The sequence below is a fragment of the Rhodococcus sp. 5A-K4 genome (assembly GCF_046097995.1).
GTDB lineage: Bacteria > Actinomycetota > Actinomycetes > Mycobacteriales > Mycobacteriaceae > Rhodococcus_F > Rhodococcus_F erythropolis.
On record NZ_JBJURM010000023.1, the window covers coordinates 20,712 to 37,542 of the forward strand.

The 16,831-nt window shown below is 62.9% G+C and carries 11 protein-coding genes; 6 read left to right on the top strand and 5 right to left on the bottom strand.

Annotated features, from left to right (window positions below; genetic code table 11):
* Positions 1-120: 120 nt before the first annotated feature.
* Complete coding sequence (locus tag ACKAMS_RS25230; RefSeq protein ID WP_019747418.1) at positions 121-1,545, top strand: polysaccharide biosynthesis tyrosine autokinase; 1,425 nt, start codon at positions 121-123, stop codon at positions 1,543-1,545.
* On the opposite strand, the gene ACKAMS_RS25235 is transcribed toward ACKAMS_RS25230, so the two are convergent.
* Positions 1,517-2,041 (bottom strand): protein-tyrosine-phosphatase, encoded by a 525-nt coding sequence (locus ACKAMS_RS25235; RefSeq protein WP_029254712.1) that lies wholly within the window; start codon positions 2,039-2,041, stop codon positions 1,517-1,519. The two genes, ACKAMS_RS25230 and ACKAMS_RS25235, sit on opposite strands and share 29 nt — an antisense overlap.
* A gap of 108 nt (positions 2,042-2,149) precedes the next feature.
* Between ACKAMS_RS25235 and ACKAMS_RS25240 the strand changes: the two genes are divergently transcribed.
* Positions 2,150-3,469, top strand: coding sequence for a UDP-glucose dehydrogenase family protein (locus tag ACKAMS_RS25240; protein ID WP_408989742.1), 1,320 nt, complete (start codon positions 2,150-2,152; stop codon positions 3,467-3,469).
* A 149-nt stretch (positions 3,470-3,618) separates the two neighbouring features.
* On the top strand, positions 3,619-5,295 hold the full coding sequence (locus tag ACKAMS_RS25245; protein WP_229757253.1) for an Hsp70 family protein: 1,677 nt from the start codon (positions 3,619-3,621) through the stop codon (positions 5,293-5,295).
* A gap of 9 nt (positions 5,296-5,304) precedes the next feature.
* On the opposite strand, the gene ACKAMS_RS25250 is transcribed toward ACKAMS_RS25245, so the two are convergent.
* Positions 5,305-6,567, bottom strand: a complete 1,263-nt coding sequence (locus ACKAMS_RS25250) for a YibE/F family protein (RefSeq protein WP_019747414.1) — start codon at positions 6,565-6,567, stop codon at positions 5,305-5,307.
* A 488-nt stretch (positions 6,568-7,055) separates the two neighbouring features.
* On the bottom strand, positions 7,056-8,309 hold the full coding sequence (locus ACKAMS_RS25255; protein WP_019747413.1) for a pyridoxal phosphate-dependent aminotransferase: 1,254 nt from the start codon (positions 8,307-8,309) through the stop codon (positions 7,056-7,058).
* 76 nt (positions 8,310-8,385) lie between these two features.
* On the opposite strand from ACKAMS_RS25255, the gene ACKAMS_RS25260 reads away from it, so the two are divergent.
* Positions 8,386-10,314, top strand: coding sequence for a prolyl oligopeptidase family serine peptidase (locus ACKAMS_RS25260; protein WP_408989743.1), 1,929 nt, complete (start codon positions 8,386-8,388; stop codon positions 10,312-10,314).
* On the opposite strand, the gene ACKAMS_RS25265 is transcribed toward ACKAMS_RS25260, so the two are convergent.
* On the bottom strand, positions 10,239-11,222 hold the full coding sequence (locus tag ACKAMS_RS25265; protein ID WP_408989744.1) for a hypothetical protein: 984 nt from the start codon (positions 11,220-11,222) through the stop codon (positions 10,239-10,241). The genes ACKAMS_RS25260 and ACKAMS_RS25265 overlap by 76 nt on opposite strands.
* A 245-nt stretch (positions 11,223-11,467) precedes the next feature.
* On the opposite strand from ACKAMS_RS25265, the gene ACKAMS_RS25270 reads away from it, so the two are divergent.
* Both ACKAMS_RS25270 and ACKAMS_RS25275 read left to right on the top strand, forming a co-directional pair.
* Positions 11,468-12,745, top strand: a complete 1,278-nt coding sequence (locus ACKAMS_RS25270) for a DUF6745 domain-containing protein (RefSeq protein WP_408989745.1) — start codon at positions 11,468-11,470, stop codon at positions 12,743-12,745.
* A gap of 60 nt (positions 12,746-12,805) precedes the next feature.
* Positions 12,806-13,261 (top strand): hypothetical protein, encoded by a 456-nt coding sequence (locus tag ACKAMS_RS25275; RefSeq protein ID WP_029254716.1) that lies wholly within the window; start codon positions 12,806-12,808, stop codon positions 13,259-13,261.
* A 177-nt stretch (positions 13,262-13,438) separates the two neighbouring features.
* Here the strand turns inward: ACKAMS_RS25275 and ACKAMS_RS25280 are convergent, their stop codons facing one another.
* The gene (locus tag ACKAMS_RS25280; protein ID WP_259120647.1) at positions 13,439-16,633 is read right to left on the bottom strand and encodes a (Fe-S)-binding protein; all 3,195 of its coding nucleotides are present in this window, start codon (positions 16,631-16,633) and stop codon (positions 13,439-13,441) included.
* Positions 16,634-16,831 lie beyond the last annotated feature (198 nt).

Sequence of the window (16,831 nt, forward strand, 5' to 3'; positions counted from 1 at the left end):
TTTCGTCCGTCGCAGCTGATCGATATCGAAATTGAGAAAGCCCGGTTCGCCCTCGCGGTCTGACCGGCAAAGACCGCTCAGACCCGCAGTGGACATGCGTGAGCCGAAGGAGACATCAAGATGGAAATTGTCGACTACCTGAAGATATTGCAAGCCAGATGGCGAATAGTCGCTGCTGTAACCGTGCTCGGAATCCTGGGAGCCCTTTGCGCTTCTCTTCTTTCGACGCCCGTTTACCAGGCCTCGACGAGGCTGTTCGTTTCGACGTCGGCGGGTACCTCGGTCAACGAGGCACTGCAGGGCAGTCAACTTTCACAGCAGCGAGTTCTGTCCTATACAAAACTCCTGACCGGCCGGACACTTGCGCAGCGGACGATCGACGAACTGGGACCGAGGGTGGTCGGCGGGATGTCGGCTGAAGAGTTGGCCTCCAAGGTCACTGCGACGTCGGCGCCCGACACTGTGTTGATCGACCTCGGAGTCAAGGATCCTTCACCGGAGCTCGCGCGAGAGATCGCAAATACTCTGTCGTCCGAATTCGTCGCACTGGCAAAGGAACTGGAGACACCCGAGAACGGCGGAACGCCGCCTGCACGTGTGGTCGTCGAGCAACAGGCCCAAGAGCCGTCTGTTCCCGTTTCGCCCAAGACTTCGCGCAATCTCGCTCTCGGAGCAGTGGCGGGACTGGTGTCGGGAATCGCGCTTGCGTTGATTCGCGATCGACTCGACAACACGGTGAAGGATCGTCGAACGGTGGAAGAGATTGCGGGTTCGGCAATGGTGGGCACGATCCCGTTCGACAAAGTCGTCGAAGTCAACCATGCGATCACTTTCAGTGACGGAAATTCCGTGAGTGCCGAAGCCTTCCGTGAATTGCGCACCAACCTTCAGTTCCTCGAGGTGGATCATCCACCGCGTGTCATTGTCGTCACGAGTTCGCTTCCCTCCGAGGGTAAGACGACGACCGCCGTGAACATCGCTCTTGTCTTGGCGGAGGCCGGTAAATCAGTGTGCCTGATGGAAGGCGACCTCCGGAAGCCGCGAGTGTCGAAGTATCTGGGGTTGATCGGAAGCGTCGGCGTCAGTTCGGTGCTCTCCGGTCAAGCGACGCTGGACGATGTGCTTCAGCCGACCGAATTCGACGGGCTGACAGTGCTCGCCTCCGGACCGATCCCGCCGAACCCGAGCGAACTACTCGGCACCGACACGGCCAAACATGTTCTCGATGAACTGCGGGCGCGATACGACTACGTCATCATCGACGCCTCGCCGTTGCTACCCGTCACGGATGCCGCGGTCCTGGCCGCGATGTCGGACGGTGCCCTGGTGATCGCCCGACACGGCTCCACGAAGCGCGATCAACTGGCGCGCGCGGTCGGAAACCTACAGAGTGTGGGTGCACACGTCCTGGGCACTGTCATCACGATGACGCCGTCTCGCGGACGCAATGCGTACGAGTACAGCTACTACTACGAGTCGGACAAGTCGCTACCGCAGTTGACCGCGGTGCCCGCGCTCAGCGCTCACCGAAGCGAAGTCGGCTGAGCAGCGGGCCGAGGAGATCGGCGATCTCAAGTCCGATCTCGTGAAACACGTTCTCTTCCTTACCCATCGGATCCATGACATTCTCGGGTTCGGCGGCACGAAATCGGGGCCTGGCGGCGGCGAGGTCCTCGACAGTTCGTGCATCTGCGAGCGAGCTCAACCGTGCGGCTTCTCGAAGTGTGAACGTGCGCTTGAGCCGCGCCGGAGCCATCGCCAGGACTTTGTCTCGCTGACTTTCGGTCATCGTGAGAATGAGGTCGGCGTCCGAGGCCAGCGCTGTTGTCATGCGTCGGGCTTGAAACTCCGTGGGGTCGCCGCCGAGCCCCGCGAGAACCCTCGCAGCAGTCGGCTCGATCGGGTGTCCGACCATCGCCCGGGTTCCGGCACTCGACGCGGTGAATCCGGAAACTCCGGCTTCGGCGGCATAAGCACGTGCAAGGCGTTCGCCAGTGGGTGATCGGCAGATGTTTCCCGTACAAACGAAGAGAACGTGCATGCCAGAAGCATAGGTTGCACGCGCGACGTACTCGTCGTACGCCCGATGTTGGTTTCGCGCCCACCTGGCGTACGCGTTTCGGAAAGTTCGGACGCATACCAACAACACATGAAGATGACCGTGTTCGGAACGGGATACCTGGGGGCGACCCACGCAGTGTGTATGGCCGAACTTGGTCACGACGTGCTGGGAGTCGACATCGACCAGTCCAAGGTCGACAAGTTGTCTCGTGGGGAGGTCCCGTTCTTCGAGCCGGGTCTGACCGACATGCTCGAGAAGAATCTGGCGTTGGGTCGGCTGCAGTTCACGACTTCCTACGCCGATGCCGCGGATTTTGCCGACATCCATTTTGTCGGTGTGGGGACGCCCCAGAAGAAGGGGGAGTACGCCGCAGATCTCAGTCATGTTCATTCGGTGATCGACATGTTGGCGCCGTTGTTGCGAAAGCCTTCGCTGATAGTCGGGAAGTCGACGGTGCCGGTAGGCACGGCAGCGGCTCTCGGCGAGCGACTCCGAGCGACTGCGCCGGCGGGTGGCTCGGTAGAGGTGGCCTGGAATCCGGAGTTCCTGCGTGAAGGACACGCGATCGCGGATACCTTGAGCCCTGACCGGTTGGTTCTGGGGATCGATCGTGACCGGCCGGGAAACGCCGAAGGCGTTCTTCGCGAGGTGTATGCCGAGATACTGGGCGCGGGGGTGCCGTTCCTCGTGACCGATCTGGCGACGTCCGAGTTGGTCAAGGGATCTGCGAACGCGTTTCTCGCGACCAAGGTGTCCTTCATCAATGCGATTGCGGAGGTGTGCGAGGCGACCGGCGCCGACGTCACGATGTTGGCCGACGCTCTCGGGTACGACGCTCGGATCGGTAGACGGTTCCTCAATGCGGGCTTGGGGTTCGGCGGTGGGTGCCTGCCGAAGGACATTCGGGCGTTCATGGCACGCGCCGGGGAATTGGGTGTCGACCAGGCTCTGTACTTCCTCCGCGAGGTAGACAGCATCAACATGCGACGACGCACAAAAGCTGTGGAACTGGTGACGGCAGCCTGCGACGGCAGTTTGCTGGGAGCTAACGTCTCGGTTCTGGGGGCCGCGTTCAAGCCCGAATCCGACGATGTGCGCGATTCGCCTGCGCTCAACGTTGCCGGAATGATGCAGTTGCACGGGGCAGCGGTCACCGTTTTCGATCCGAAGGCCATGGACAATTCTCGCCGACTGTTTCCCACCCTTCACTATGCAACCTCCACGTCAGAAGCTTGCAGAAATGCTGATGTGGTCTTGATCGCCACGGAATGGGACGAGTTCGCCTCACTCGTGCCCGGCGATTTGGAACCACTCGTTCGGCGGCGGGTGATCGTTGACGCCAGAAATTGCCTCGATCCGGACCTGTGGCGCGGCGCCGGTTGGAACTACCGCGGATTGGGGCGGTAGGTCGACCGTCCAGGTTGCGAAAAAATAGCTGCGAGAAGGCCTTAGGTGAGATGCGCGAACCTCGCAGACCATGCCCAGTGGGTAGACTTCCGGCCGGGGAATGACGGGGTCTGCTGACGGAACCCGTCGCCGGTCGACGAAGGTGGATCATGAACTTGGTTTTGGGTGTGACGGTGGGAGCCAGCGCTGTGCGTTTGGCGCGCCCGGGGACGCCCGACCACAGTGGTCCGGTGTTCCGATCCAGAGCGGTCGATCGCGGTCGTGAGATTCCGGAGGAAGTCGCAGCGGAGGCAACCGGCGTGGCCTTGACCGAGAATGCCGATCTCGGCAGCAATACGGTCGTCGCCTACCGGGATCAAGCGCAGGCCGGAGCACTCCAAACAGCGTTCGAACAGAAAGGCATCGACAACTTCGAGCTGGTTCCCGAAGTAGTCGCGACGCTTCGAATGCTCGAGGCGTCCGGTGCGCTGACCGACCAGAGCACACTCGTCGTCGTCGACATCGGTAGTTCTGGATCGACGATCAGCATTGTGGACAGGCAGATGCGGTCTACCGTCGTCACCGCCCGGTCGACGCGGGTCAGCGGAGATCACTTCGACGAGCTCGTCTACTCGGATCAGACCGTGCGTCGCCGTATAGCTACGCCGGCCGACCCGGGTGGCGATGCAGAACTGCAGGCGCGATGCCGACTCGCGAAGGAACAGCTGTCCTCACGAAGTGCGGTGTGCCTGCCCGGGCCCGGCGGGCTTCTCCTGCTGTCGCGGGAAGTTTTCGATTCGTTGGTCGTCACGTCGGTGGAGGCCTTCGCACGCGAGATACGAGAGGTCATCGCAACGTCCGGCCGTAACCCCGACGCGATTCTCCTGATCGGTGGCGGTGCACGCATTCCGATCGTGCGGGCGACCCTCGCCGCGTGGCTGGAGTGCCCCCTCATCGCGCCCGAGCAGCCGGAACTCGTGACTGCGCAAGGCGCTGCGCTGATCGCGGAGTCGTCGATGACGCCATCGGCGCGCGCGGTATCTGCCCCGGTTCAGGTTCCGGCTGTAGCGCCGATCTTTGCGCCGTATCCGATCCACACCCCGGCGGAGGTACCCGTTCCGGTTCAGGCGTTCAGCCACGGAGGGGTGGCAACGCTCGCGGAATCGGAGCGGCCGAATGCCTTGTCCGAAGCCGCTTCCGGCACGAAGTCCGTTCCGCAGGAACAGGTGCCGAGCCCTTACGCGGCGGAACTGCCTCAGCCGCGACCGAACCGACACGAGCAACGATTCGATCCGGCCGCAGATCTCGCGGTCGCCGACAGTGACCAGGCCACGGACGGATTCGGCACAGAACATGACGCCGACACCGAGGCTGTGATGGTTGACGCCCAGGCGTACTCGGCGATGTACGAAGGCGAGGCACCCGGGGCAGGAACCGCACACCCGTCCTGGCTCGCCGGGACACAACCCGTCGAATCGACATCCAAAGAGCCGAGAAACCCGCTACGGTTCGCGGGCCTCGGCGCCGGTGTGATCGCGGCGATCGTGATCGTGGGGTTGGGATTGGGCTACGGAGGAAAGGTCTTCGATTCCGAGGATGCCGGACCTGTGGCAACCGAGGTGACTACGCCGCCGCCGACGACCACGACTACCCCGCCGCCTACGACCACAACGACCCCGCCCCCGACGACGACGGAGGAACCCCCTCCGGTCGTCGAGGCTCCGCCAGTCGTGCAGGACACTTACGTGCCGCCCGCGCCCGCTCCCGCGCCGCCACCGCCCGCGATCTACATTCCGGGGCTTCCGCCGATTCTGTTACCGGTTCTCCCACCGATTCCCGGACTCTGAGGCTCGCTTTCAGCGTTTGGAGTGTCGGCCGCCTGACGTGGGGCCGGCCTTGACCGCACTACCGGGTGGGCGAGCCAGAATCACGGCGATAGCAGTAGTGAGCGGAACAGATAGCGCCAGAGCAATCCCGCCGACCGCGGACCGTACGATTTCGATCGCTACAGCGTCACCGACCAGGACGTCCTGAAGAGGGCGACCGCTGACGCTGAAAAGCAGAAGCAGTGGCAACGCCCCGCCGGCGTACGCGAGAACCAAGGTGTAGACCGTGCTGGCGATGTGATCGCGTCCGACCCGCATCGCCCCGCTGAACACCTTTCGGCGGGGTGCGTGCTTGTCGAGTTCGGCCAACTCGAACGCCGAAGATGCCTGGGTGATGGTGACGTCGTTGAGAACACCGAGCGATCCGATGATGAAGCCCGCCAGCAGCAGGCCCGTGATGTCGATGTGCTCGATGTATGTCTGCACATTGGTGTTCTGCTCTTCGGACAGCCCGGTGAGGTGCGTCAGTTCGATACAGAGGTAGGAGAGAACGGCAGCGAGCACCATCGCGGCAAGGGTGCCGAGCAAAGCCGAACTGGTCTTGAGTGAGACACCGTGCGCCAGATAGAGAACCGCGTACAAGATCACCGCGCCGGCGACCAGTGCAACCGGTATCGCAGGCTTACCGTCGAGCAATGCGGGCAGGAGAAACCCGACGACGACGCCGAAGGCGATCACCAGACCGACGAGTGCGCGCAGTCCGCGCCACCGCGCAACGGCGATGATGACGACGGCGAACGCGATGACGATCAGCGCCAGTGGGAGACCACGCGAATAGTCTTCGAAGGAGTACTGCGTGTTTCCGTTCGGGTCGGTCTGACGCACCAGGCGAATGTGGTCACCGACCCGTAGATCCGGTTGTCCGGCACCCGGGATGATCTCGAGGAGTGTCTTCGTTCCGGCATTCGGCCCGGACTCGATATCGACGATACTGCGCTGGCACTGATAGGCGGAGGTGGGTGGCGGTTGCGGTGCACCGACGAATACCCTTCCGGCGGAGGAACTTCCGCAGTCGCCGAGATCCTGCATCGTGACGGTGCCCGCCTCGGTCTCCACCGAACTGCCGTCGGCATTCTGAAAGGGGAGCGGGACGGGAATGGTGTTCTTGTCCGGCCACAGCGCGATAGCTGCCGCGACGACAACCATGCCGATGACGACGAGCAAGCCTATGACGACGCGTGATGCGGTGGGGCCGATCTGAATGGGGCCACCGTGGCCGTGGCCGTGACTCATCGGAAACTGAGTGTCGGACTGGGGATTTGCACCGGTGCAATGTTATCGGCTCCGAAGCGAATGGTCAGCTTCTGCGGATAGTGTCGATCGACGACAGCGTCGGCGCAGGTGATTTCCGGGAAAGAGGCGAAACTGGGATTGGTCGAGCTGGGTGGCGGGGAACAGGGGGGGTTGTCCCCGCCACCAACCTGGTATCCACAGGGGGGGGAGGGATACCAGGTGCTCGCGGCACCGAAGTGCTGATAACCAATGTACCCAATTTCAATCGGGTTTGGCGCGTTGTCCAACTACCAATTTCACGACGAATCACGTACCGGTTGGACCGTTTTCGCATCAGGGCAGGTCACTAAATAGTTAAAGTGTCAATCAAACCGCCTGGTATGCGAATGTTGTGACGAAGGTCTCACAAATACCCCGCACTTTTACGTTTACGGGGTATTTGTACAACGAATTGTTTACCTGATTTTGCCCGATTCGACGGGCCGAAATCACTGCTTGTAACTGGTGAGGAAGTTGCCGAATCGCTCGATGGCCACGGCGAGATCCCGGGCCCACGGAAGGGTGACGATCCGAAGGTGATCGTGGTTCGGCCAGTTGAACCCGGTGCCTTGAACCATCAGGATCTTCTCCTGGAGAAGCAGGTCCTGAACCAACTTCTCGTCGTCGTGGATCTCGTAGACGTTCGGATCCAGACGAGGGAACGCGTAGAGCGCACCGCGGGGTTTCACACACGAAACACCCGGAATCATGTTCAATCGCTCCCACGCGACGTCGCGCTGCTCGAGCAGGCGACCGCCGGGCAGGATCAGGTCTTCGATGCTCTGGTGTCCGCCGAGGGCGACCTGAATGGCGTGCTGTCCGGGGACGTTGGGGCACAGGCGGGTCGACGCCAAGAGGTCGAGTCCCTCGAGGAAGCCGGCGGCGTGATCCTTCGGGCCCGTGATCGCGACCCAGCCGGAGCGGTAGCCGGCGACGCGGTAGGCCTTCGAGAGGCCGTTGAACGTCAGGCACAGCAGGTCCGGGGCAAGCGTTGCCAGCGAGATGTGCTTTGCGTCGTCGTAGAGGATCTTGTCGTAGATCTCGTCGGCGAGCAGCAGAAGCTGATGCTTGCGTGCCAGATCGACCAACTGCTGCAGAACCTCCATGGAGTACACCGCACCCGTGGGGTTGTTCGGGTTGATGACGAGGAGAGCCTTGGTCTTGTCGGTGATCTTGGATTCGATATCGGCGATATCGGGATTCCAGTCGTTGGCCTCGTCGCAGAGATAGTGGACGGGCGTGCCTCCGGACAAGCTCGTCATCGCAGTCCACAGCGGGTAGTCGGGCGCTGGGATCAGAACCTCGTCGCCGTTGTTGAGGAGGGCCTGCATGGTCATCGTGATCAGCTCGGAAACACCGTTACCGAGGTAGATGTTGTCGACGTCGAGCTCGGGGAAGCCGGGAACCAGCTCGTAACGCGTCACGATTGCGCGCCGCGCCGACAGAATGCCCTTCGACTCCGAATAGCCCTGCGCATAGGGCAGGGCGGCGATCATGTCGCGCATGATCACATCGGGAGCATCGAATCCGAACGGTGCCGGGTTGCCGATGTTGAGCTTGAGGATCCGGTGTCCTTCCGCCTCCAACCGGGCGGCATGCGCGTGCACCGGCCCACGGATTTCGTACAGGACGTTCTGGAGCTTCGACGACTGCTCCAGCTCGCGCTGCGGCTGACGATGGCGGACGGGTTCTGGTGTGCTCACGAGTTACATGATTCCACCACTGTGCAAGTGCATTGTCGGGGACCGTGTCGCGCGACCAGTTGGCTATTGTCGAGCGATGACCCCCAGCGAGCAGATTGCAGCCCCGTACGGATCGTGGACTTCTCCGATCGGAGCAGCGGATCTGGCTGCAGGTGGCCACCCTGTCGAGGGTGGACGATACGTCGGTGACGAGATCTGGTGGGCTGAACTTCGTCCGACCGAGGGTGGTCGGACATCGATCCGTCGATCCGGTCTCGACAACCAACCCGTCGACATCCTCCCTGCGCCGTGGAACGCCCGGACCAGGGTTCACGAGTACGGCGGTGGCGCCTGGACCGTCACCGAGTCCGGAAAACTGGTCTTCAGTGAATTCTCCGATCAACGGGTGTACATCCTCGAAGGAGTCACTCCGCGGGCTCTGACGCCTGAACCCGCGTTGCGATACGCAGACCTGCAGATCGTGAACGGTGAGGTGTGGGCGGTTCGGGAAGCGCACGCGGAGGACGGGGCGATCACTCGCGATATCTGCGCGATTCCGCTGGACGGTTCCGGCAAGGTTCGCTCGATCGTCGGCGGCTCGGACTTCCTCTCGTCACCGAGGCTTTCGCCGAGTGGAACCAAAATAGCCTGGATCGCGTGGAACCATCCGCAAATGCCCTGGGACGGTACCGAACTGCGGGTAGCTCCACTCGTCGACGGCGTCGCTCAGAACTACTCCGTGCTGATCGGCGGACTTGAAGAGTCCGTCCTGCAACCGGAGTGGATCACCGACGACGAACTCTACGCAATCAGTGATCGCAGCGGCTGGTGGAACATCTATCGAGTCGGCGGCAAGATCACCCCGATCTGCCCGGTGAATGCGGATTTCGGTGGCCCACAGTGGCGCTTCGGTGCGCGCTGGTTCGTCGAACTCGACAACGGGCACCTTCTCACCGCACGCACGGTGGGAACCGACACGCTGGCGGTACTCGATCCGGCGTCGGGGGAACTGCGCGACATCGCGATCCCGGGTGTCACCAGCATCGGCCTCATGCAGGTTCGCGGCGATCGGTTGCTGCTCACCTCGGGAGGCGCGAAACTGGCGGGCGCGCTACGCGAGTTCGACCTCGGTACCGGCGAACTCACCGAAATCCGTTCGTCGGTCGAAGAATTGCCCGAGTCTGCATACCTTCCGGAAGCGCGAGCTGTCGTGGCTCACGGACACGGGCGAGAAGTTCACGCCGTTGCGTATCCGCCGCGCAGTCCGCGATACAAAGGACTCGACGGCGAACTGCCGCCATACGTTGCGTTTGTTCACGGTGGGCCGACGGCGCACGTCGCCCCGGCCCTCAACCTCGTCTACGCCTTCTTCACCAGCCGCGGAATCGGCGTCGTCGATGTGAATTACGGCGGGTCGACCGGTTACGGACGTGAGTACCGCAACCGGCTGCGCGGACAGTGGGGTGTCGTCGACGTGCAGGACGTCGTCACCGCCGTCACCGGGTTGGCCGAGCAAGGGCTTGCCGATCCGGCCCGCCTTGCCATCGAAGGCGGATCTGCCGGTGGATGGACCGTTCTGGCCGCACTGACGACGTCCGACGTGTTCGCTTGTGGTGCTTCCTATTTCGGCGTGGCCGAACTGGACCTGTTCGTGCAGGAAACTCACGATTTCGAATCGCGCTATGTCGACGGTTTGATCGGCCCGCTGCCGGAATCTGCCGACCTGTACGCGGAACGTGCTCCGCTCAACAACGTCGACGGGTTGAACTGCCCGGTGTTGCTGCTCCAGGGTCTCGACGATCCGATCGTGCCACCTTCGCAGGCGGAGCGATTCCGGGATGCTCTGGTGACCAAGGGTATTCCGCATGCCTACCTGGCCTACGAGGGTGAATCTCACGGATTCCGCAAGCAGTCGACCATCATCAGCTCACGCAACGCCGAGCTGTCCTTCTACGGGCAGGTGCTCGGATTCACCCCACCCGGCATTGCGACGCTCGAGCTGTGGAAGCCTGCGATCAGTAGCTGACGGCCCCGCGGCTGCGCGCAAAGGCCGCGAGGATCCGACCTGCCACCAGTGACGGGGTCGACAGGTCGGCCCACGACTTCCCACCCCGCGTCACGGAGTCGGTCTTCGCGGAGCTTCTCGTTCCAGAGCACGTCCTCGGCGCTGCGCCCGGCGGGCACCAGTCGGCCGTATTTGATGCGGCCGTCGAACTCTCCGATGGTGCGCTGCTCACGCCACAGGAAGTCGACGCGGCCGGCCAACCCTCGAGCGTCGTGGATTTCGACCTGGGGTTCGGGGAGTGGTAAGTGCTCCTGCAGGAACAATGCGAGGCTCCGTGATTCACCGACGCTTTCGATGCGCGAGTCCATCGCGGTGAGCGCGTGGAGCGCATGTCGATGGCGCGGATGGTTCGGGCTGAGTGCAAGCGAGGCCGCAACTGCATCTTTGGTCAACGCTGAACGGTGCAATGCTGAATTGCCCACCACGAGAGCCGGTTCGAAAGGGAGCGTCCTCGCGAGATCCGCAACAGTTCGTGCCGGAGTCGTGACGCGTAGGCCGTCGACGTGGGTGACCTCGTCGTCGGTGAACGATACCGAGTGCACGTGTCGTCGAGCGGATTTACGGCCACCGCCTCGTCGGTCCCGAGAGAGGTGCACAACTTCGAGCGGAGTGTTCCAGAGTTCGAAGCCGTGCACCACCGCTGCCGAGATGTGGCTGACCGCTGCATGTGCCGAAGCGGTACCGGCCACAGCCTCGACGCGCAATCGATGTAGCCCGTAGGCGCCGAGGCGTGACAGGTGGTCGCTGGGTACGTAGGCACCGCGATGGATTCTGGACCAGTTTCCACTCGCGCAGGCCTGCCGGATCTCGGAATCGGTACGACCTGTCGACAGTTGCTCTGGCCGACGGATGCGTATTTGTTCCCCCATACCGATCGATCTTGCTGCGCCCGGCGCTGGAAAGGAAGCCGTGAACCCGGGGCTGTGGATAGCCGTGAGTGAACACCACTTGTCCACAGTTCGAACCGGTTTCGCGTCGCTGGAGAGGGTGTTGGGTGTGGGGAAACGGTGGCAGGTTCTCGGTGTCGCACTCTAGGCAACCCTTGCGTCCGGAGCGTTTGCGTGCCAGGCTGTTGAACTATGACTACAGGAAAGGCGGACCCCGCCACCGTCGCGTGAGCGCCGCACCGTTTCGCTCGTCGACGTCACGTCGAGCGACATCGACCGAGAACATCGATATCTTCGATGAAGACAATCAGGCCTTGGAAGCAGTCCGCGACGTATGGCTCGAACGCGGTCTGTGTACACGTCCGGCCGATCGATCCACGGCAGAATCTGCTGTCGCGCAACTATACCGACGATCCGGGCTCCCGAAACCGGAGTTCGTCTGGGTTCAGTCGCCCTCTGCTGGATCGGATCTGATCGCCGCCGAAGGTCTGTCGAACAAGATGTCCTTCGACGGCACTGGACTCGACTGCGCTTGCGGGCACATCGCGAGCATGTTTTCGGCGTCGCGCCGACGTATGAACGCGCGTATCGAACGTCGGAGCATTGACTGGCAGATAGAACGCTGGAAGATGGAACGTCGCGCGTTCGGGGGCGTTGGTGCCAGCGTGTCCGAGGGGTCGGATCAGCGGGGGTCGACTCAGCGGGGTTCGACTCAGCGCCGCGTCAATCCAGCGCGGATCATCAGATCCGCAATCTGGGAATCGTTGCACACCACACTGTTCGACGGCGTCGCAGCTGCGATACGAACGATGTCGACCCCGGTGGCGGGTGGAGTGACCTGGTACGGGCAGCAGGACGCCCATCGAATCGCGTACTACGACACATGCCATCGATACGGTCTTGCGACCTTCCGCTCGGAAGACCGTGAACTTCTCGATGTGCAGACCGCACTGGCTGACTCGACCGGGTGGTGGTGGGCGTTCGACGACGTGTGCATCATGGCGGAACGACCCAGGGTCTTGCACTCGGAGCGGATACCGGGCAGTGCGCGGGGAGAACGCCGACTCCACCACTCTGATTCCCCGGCACTCGAATTCGCAGACGGAACAAAGGCGTTCGTTCTGCACGGAGCGATCGTTCCCGACTGGGTAGTGCTCGACCCGACCGCCGAACGCATCGCACACGAGCGCAATGTAGAGATCCGTCGATGTGCAATCGAGCGGATCGGGTGGGATTCCTACATCGAGCTGGCCGGCCTGACACTGGTCGACCAAGCCGACGATCCCGGTAATGTCGGTTGCCTGCTGCAGCTCCACGCGTCACCGGAGGGCTGGGGCCGAAGTGGACGCATTCTCCTCGCGGTCAACGGTTCTTTCGAACGCGACGGGCATCGGCGTCGATACGGCCTTCACGTACCCGGATGGTTTACCTCCGCGTTGGATGCCGCCGGTTGGACTTACGGCATCACCGGCGCCGATTACTCCCGTCTCGTTCGTCGAACCTGAATCTCGACCCCTCAAGCCCCAATCCTCAAACCCTCAATCCTCAAACCCTTGGTGATACTTATGAACTCGAACATGACCTTGTCCGCTCTCACCACCCTCACCGGCCTCGATGTCTTCGACTACCTGGACCAGGAAGTGTCCATTCCTGTGATCGACGGACTTCAGGCGCAGGGCGATCTCATCGTGATCCCGTTTTCGCTGCTCGCAAATATCGTGGCGCCTCTGCCGTGGACACGCTCTGTGAGAGTGCCGCTCTCGGGAGTGGAGTTGCTGCGAAGCGCGGCGGGCGGTAACCCCCACAGTCTGGTTGCAGACGAAGGGGAGTGCACGTGGTCGACGCCGGTGAAAGATGCTCGGGGCCTTGCGCTCGGCATGCTCGACACCCGAGTGACCGCGTACCTGATCCATCCGGAGCACGGCGCGACCGGAATCGCTCCGGGGCGATACGTCATCGGACGGCAGCAGGAAAGGGGCGTCGGGCGTGCGCGCGGTGCGGTGATGCTTGTCGCAGATTGACAGGGCGACCTCGATTTGGCAGCGGGGGAGTGAGCACCACTTGTCCACGGCGAGCACCGCTTTCCGCGTAGAGCAAGGTGTGTTGAGTCGAGGGAAAGGGTGCTCGGTCGGGATTGGCTCCCCGCACAAACACGAATGCCCTCACCATGACGGTGAGGGCATTCGCGTGTGGAGCGGTTACTTCTTGCGGCCGGGAGCCTTTGCGCCGGCCTTGAATCCGAGCCCACCTGCCTTGGGGGCGGGCGGCGCGGCAGCAGGCGTCGGAGCTTCCGCGGGTGCGGACGCTTCAGCAGGTGCTTCGGCGGCGGGTTCTGCCTTCACAGGTTCGGCGGCGGGTTCTGCCTTCACAGGTTCGGCCTCGGGAGCCGGTGCCGCAGCTGGCGCCGGGGCTGCAGCAGGAGCAGCCTTCCGAGCGCCGGGAGCCTTTGCGCCCGACTTGAATCCGAGTCCGCCGGCCTTGGCGACCGGTGGAGCCTTCGGGGCTTCCGCCTCGGCGGCCGGAGCCTCTGACGGTGCAGATGCCGGTGCAGCGGCGGGTGCAGCCGGAGCAGCGGCAGGTGCTTCAGCAGCAGGTGCAGCCTTCGCACCAGGAGCCTTGGCCCCGCCCTTCATCTGCAGTCCCTTGCCGCCGGGAGCCTTGGCGCCGGACGCCAGGCCCAGACCCTTCGGCTTGGCGACGGGTGCAGCAGCTTCGGGTGCAGCAGCCTCAGCTGCCGGTGCTTCCGCTGCCGGTGCGGCAGCGGCCTTTGCTCCGGGTGCCTTGGCGGCGCCCTTCATCTGCAGTCCCTTGCCGCCGGGAGCCTTGGCTCCGCCCGCAAGACCGAGCCCCTTGGGCTTTGCCACAGGTGTGGCCGGTGCAGCAGCGTCGGCGGCGGGAGCTTCCGCGCTTGCGGCGGGAGCTGCCTTCTTGGCGCCGGGAGCCTTTGCCCCGCCGGCCATTCCGAGGCCCTTGCCTGGTGCCTTGGCTCCGGGAGCTTTTGCGCCTGGTGCTTTGGCGAGGCCCTTCATGGCCAGACCCTTGCCTGCCGGTGCAGCCTTGGCTTCCGGAGTCGCGGCGGCTTCCTCGACTTCGGCGACCCGATCCTGCTCGACGGTCTCAGCCTTTGCCTCAGCAGCGACCGGGGCCTTCTCACGCGGGATCACCTTGATGTTCTCGCCGAGTTGGGCGGGATCGAGGCGGGTGACGGAGTTCAGCATCAACTGCGCGACGTCGACGACCTCGACGCCTTCGCCCTGGCCTTGCTCCTGGCGGGCAGTGACGCCGTCGGTGAGCATGACGCGGCAGAACGGGCAACCCGTGGCGATCTTCTTGGGGTTGGTGGAGAGCGCTTCGTCGACGCGGTCGACGTTGATGCGCTTACCGATGTTCTCTTCCATCCACATGCGAGCACCACCGGCACCACAGCACATGGAACGTTCGCCGTGACGCGGCATTTCGACCAGCTTGGAGCCTGAGGCTTCCATGAGTTCACGGGGAGCGTCGTAAACCTTGTTGTGGCGTCCGAGGAAGCACGGGTCGTGGTAGGTGACGTCTTCGCTCACGGACGCAACCGGGATCAGCTTCTTCTGGCGCACCAGACGGTTGAGCAGCTGGGTGTGGTGCACGACCTCGTAGTCGCCGCCCACCTCCGGGTACTCGTTGCCGAGGGCGTTGAAGCAGTGCGCACAGGTGACGACGATCTTGCGCTTCTTCTGCTCGATACCGTCGAAGACCGAGTTGAGCATCTCGATGTTCTGCATTGCGAGCTGCTGGAACAAGAACTCGTTGCCGGCACGACGTGCGGAGTCGCCGGTGCAGGTTTCGTCGGCGCCGAGGACCATGAACTTCACTCCCGCGGTGGCAAGGAGTTCGGCGACGGCCTTGGTGGTCTTCTTGGCACGGTCTTCGTAGGCGCCGGCGCAGCCGACCCAGAAGAGGTACTCGTAGTCCTCGAAGCTGTCGGCGTCCTTGCCGAAGACGGGGATCTCGAAGTCCATCTCGTTGATCCAGTTGAGACGGTCCTTGGAGTTCTGGCCCCAGGGGTTGCCCTTGTTCTCGAGGTTCTTGAACAGGCCGGCGAGCTCGGAGGGGAACTCCGATTCGATCAGGACCTGGTAGCGACGCATGTCGATGATGTGGTCGACGTGTTCGATGTCGACGGGGCACTGTTCGACGCAGGCACCGCAGTTGGTGCAGCTCCACAAGGTTTCGGCGTCGATGACCGGGGCCATCTCACCTTCGACGGTTTCACCGACGAGCTTGCGGTCGGCCTCGAGGCGTGCGGCCTCGGGGATTGCTGCGAGTGCGGCTTCCTTGACGTTGCCTTCGCTGTCGACGAGTCCGATCTCGTCGCCGCCCATGTCCTTGCGTCCACCAGCGAGCAGGTACGGGGCCTTGGCGTAGCCGTGGTCACGCAGCGACATGATGAGCAGCTTGGGGGAGAGCGGCTTTCCGGTGTTCCAAGCAGGGCACTGGGACTGGCAACGCCCGCACTCGGTGCAGGTGGTGAAGTCCAGCCAGCCCTTCCAGGAGAAGTCTTCGATGTTTCCGGCGCCGAGAGTGTCGGTGTCGGGGTCGACGTTCTCCATCGTCAGGACTTTGCCCTTGGACATCATGGGCTTTGCCGCGCCGAGCGCGACGGTGCCGTCGTCTTCACGCTTGAAATAGATGTTGAAGAACGCGGAGAAGCGGTGCCAGGCGACGCCCCAGGTGATGTTGCGGCCCACGATCGCGAGCCAGATCATGCCGGTCATCAGCTTGACGAACGCGAACACCGAGATCATGACGGGGCTGGCGGGAAGCAGTTTGGCGACCTGCATGGTGAAGAAGTCGGTCCACGGGTTGGCGTGACCGTAGGTCGCGATCTTGCCGGCCTTGACCATGATCATGCCCAGGCCCTCGAGCAGGACGATGCCCTCGATGACGTAGGCGGCCTTGAAGTTGGAGCCGCCGAACCGGGACAGGCGTGCAGGCAGACGCGGGTGGTTGAGCTGACGGATCACGATCAGCGTGGTGATACCGATGACGGTGCCGAGGCCCAGGATCTCGTCCCACAGGTGCCACGCCCACGTGTTACCGAAGATGGGCCAGTGGAACTCGGGGTTGAACGTCTGGCCGTAAGCCTCGAACCAGAGCAGGAATCCGCCGAGGAAGCCGACCATGACGAGCCAGTGGGCCCAGCCGACGCTGCGGAACTTGTTCATGCGCGTGTGCGCGATGAACTCGATGATCATCTGCTTGAAGCGAGGGAAGAACGGGCGCCATCGATCGGGTGCCGACTGGCCGATGCGCACGGTGTTGAACATCCTCAGCGCGCCTGAGAGGAAGATGTACCAACACACCAAGCTCAGCAGAGCACCAATCGTGCCCAACGTAATCGTCAGGGCATTCATGTCGCGGCCTTTCGTTTCAGGGCGACGCGTCGGCCACCTCGGGACAGCCCACTGATACTAACCTGCGTTATGTTACCCGCCAGTAACTAGCATTACCAGCCTGTAGATACCGACTGGTAACCGCTCGTGGCCTGGAGAGATCAATCTTCTGCGTCGGACGGGCTTGGTCAAACGCAGACATGTCTGGTCGTCACGTTA

Excerpts from the sequence above, each read along its gene's own strand:
- ACKAMS_RS25250 (WP_019747414.1), bottom strand. The coding sequence starts at position 6,567 with ATGAGTCACGGCCACGGCCACGGTGGCCCCATTCAGATCGGCCCCACC.
- ACKAMS_RS25235 (WP_029254712.1), bottom strand. The coding sequence starts at position 2,041 with ATGCACGTTCTCTTCGTTTGTACGGGAAACATCTGCCGATCACCCACT.
- ACKAMS_RS25260 (WP_408989743.1), top strand. The coding sequence starts at position 8,386 with ATGACCCCCAGCGAGCAGATTGCAGCCCCGTACGGATCGTGGACTTCT.
- ACKAMS_RS25280 (WP_259120647.1), bottom strand. The coding sequence starts at position 16,633 with ATGAATGCCCTGACGATTACGTTGGGCACGATTGGTGCTCTGCTGAGC.
- ACKAMS_RS25265 (WP_408989744.1), bottom strand. The coding sequence starts at position 11,222 with ATGGGGGAACAAATACGCATCCGTCGGCCAGAGCAACTGTCGACAGGT.
- ACKAMS_RS25240 (WP_408989742.1), top strand. The coding sequence starts at position 2,150 with ATGAAGATGACCGTGTTCGGAACGGGATACCTGGGGGCGACCCACGCA.
- ACKAMS_RS25245 (WP_229757253.1), top strand. The coding sequence starts at position 3,619 with ATGAACTTGGTTTTGGGTGTGACGGTGGGAGCCAGCGCTGTGCGTTTG.
- ACKAMS_RS25230 (WP_019747418.1), top strand. The coding sequence starts at position 121 with ATGGAAATTGTCGACTACCTGAAGATATTGCAAGCCAGATGGCGAATA.
- ACKAMS_RS25275 (WP_029254716.1), top strand. The coding sequence starts at position 12,806 with ATGAACTCGAACATGACCTTGTCCGCTCTCACCACCCTCACCGGCCTC.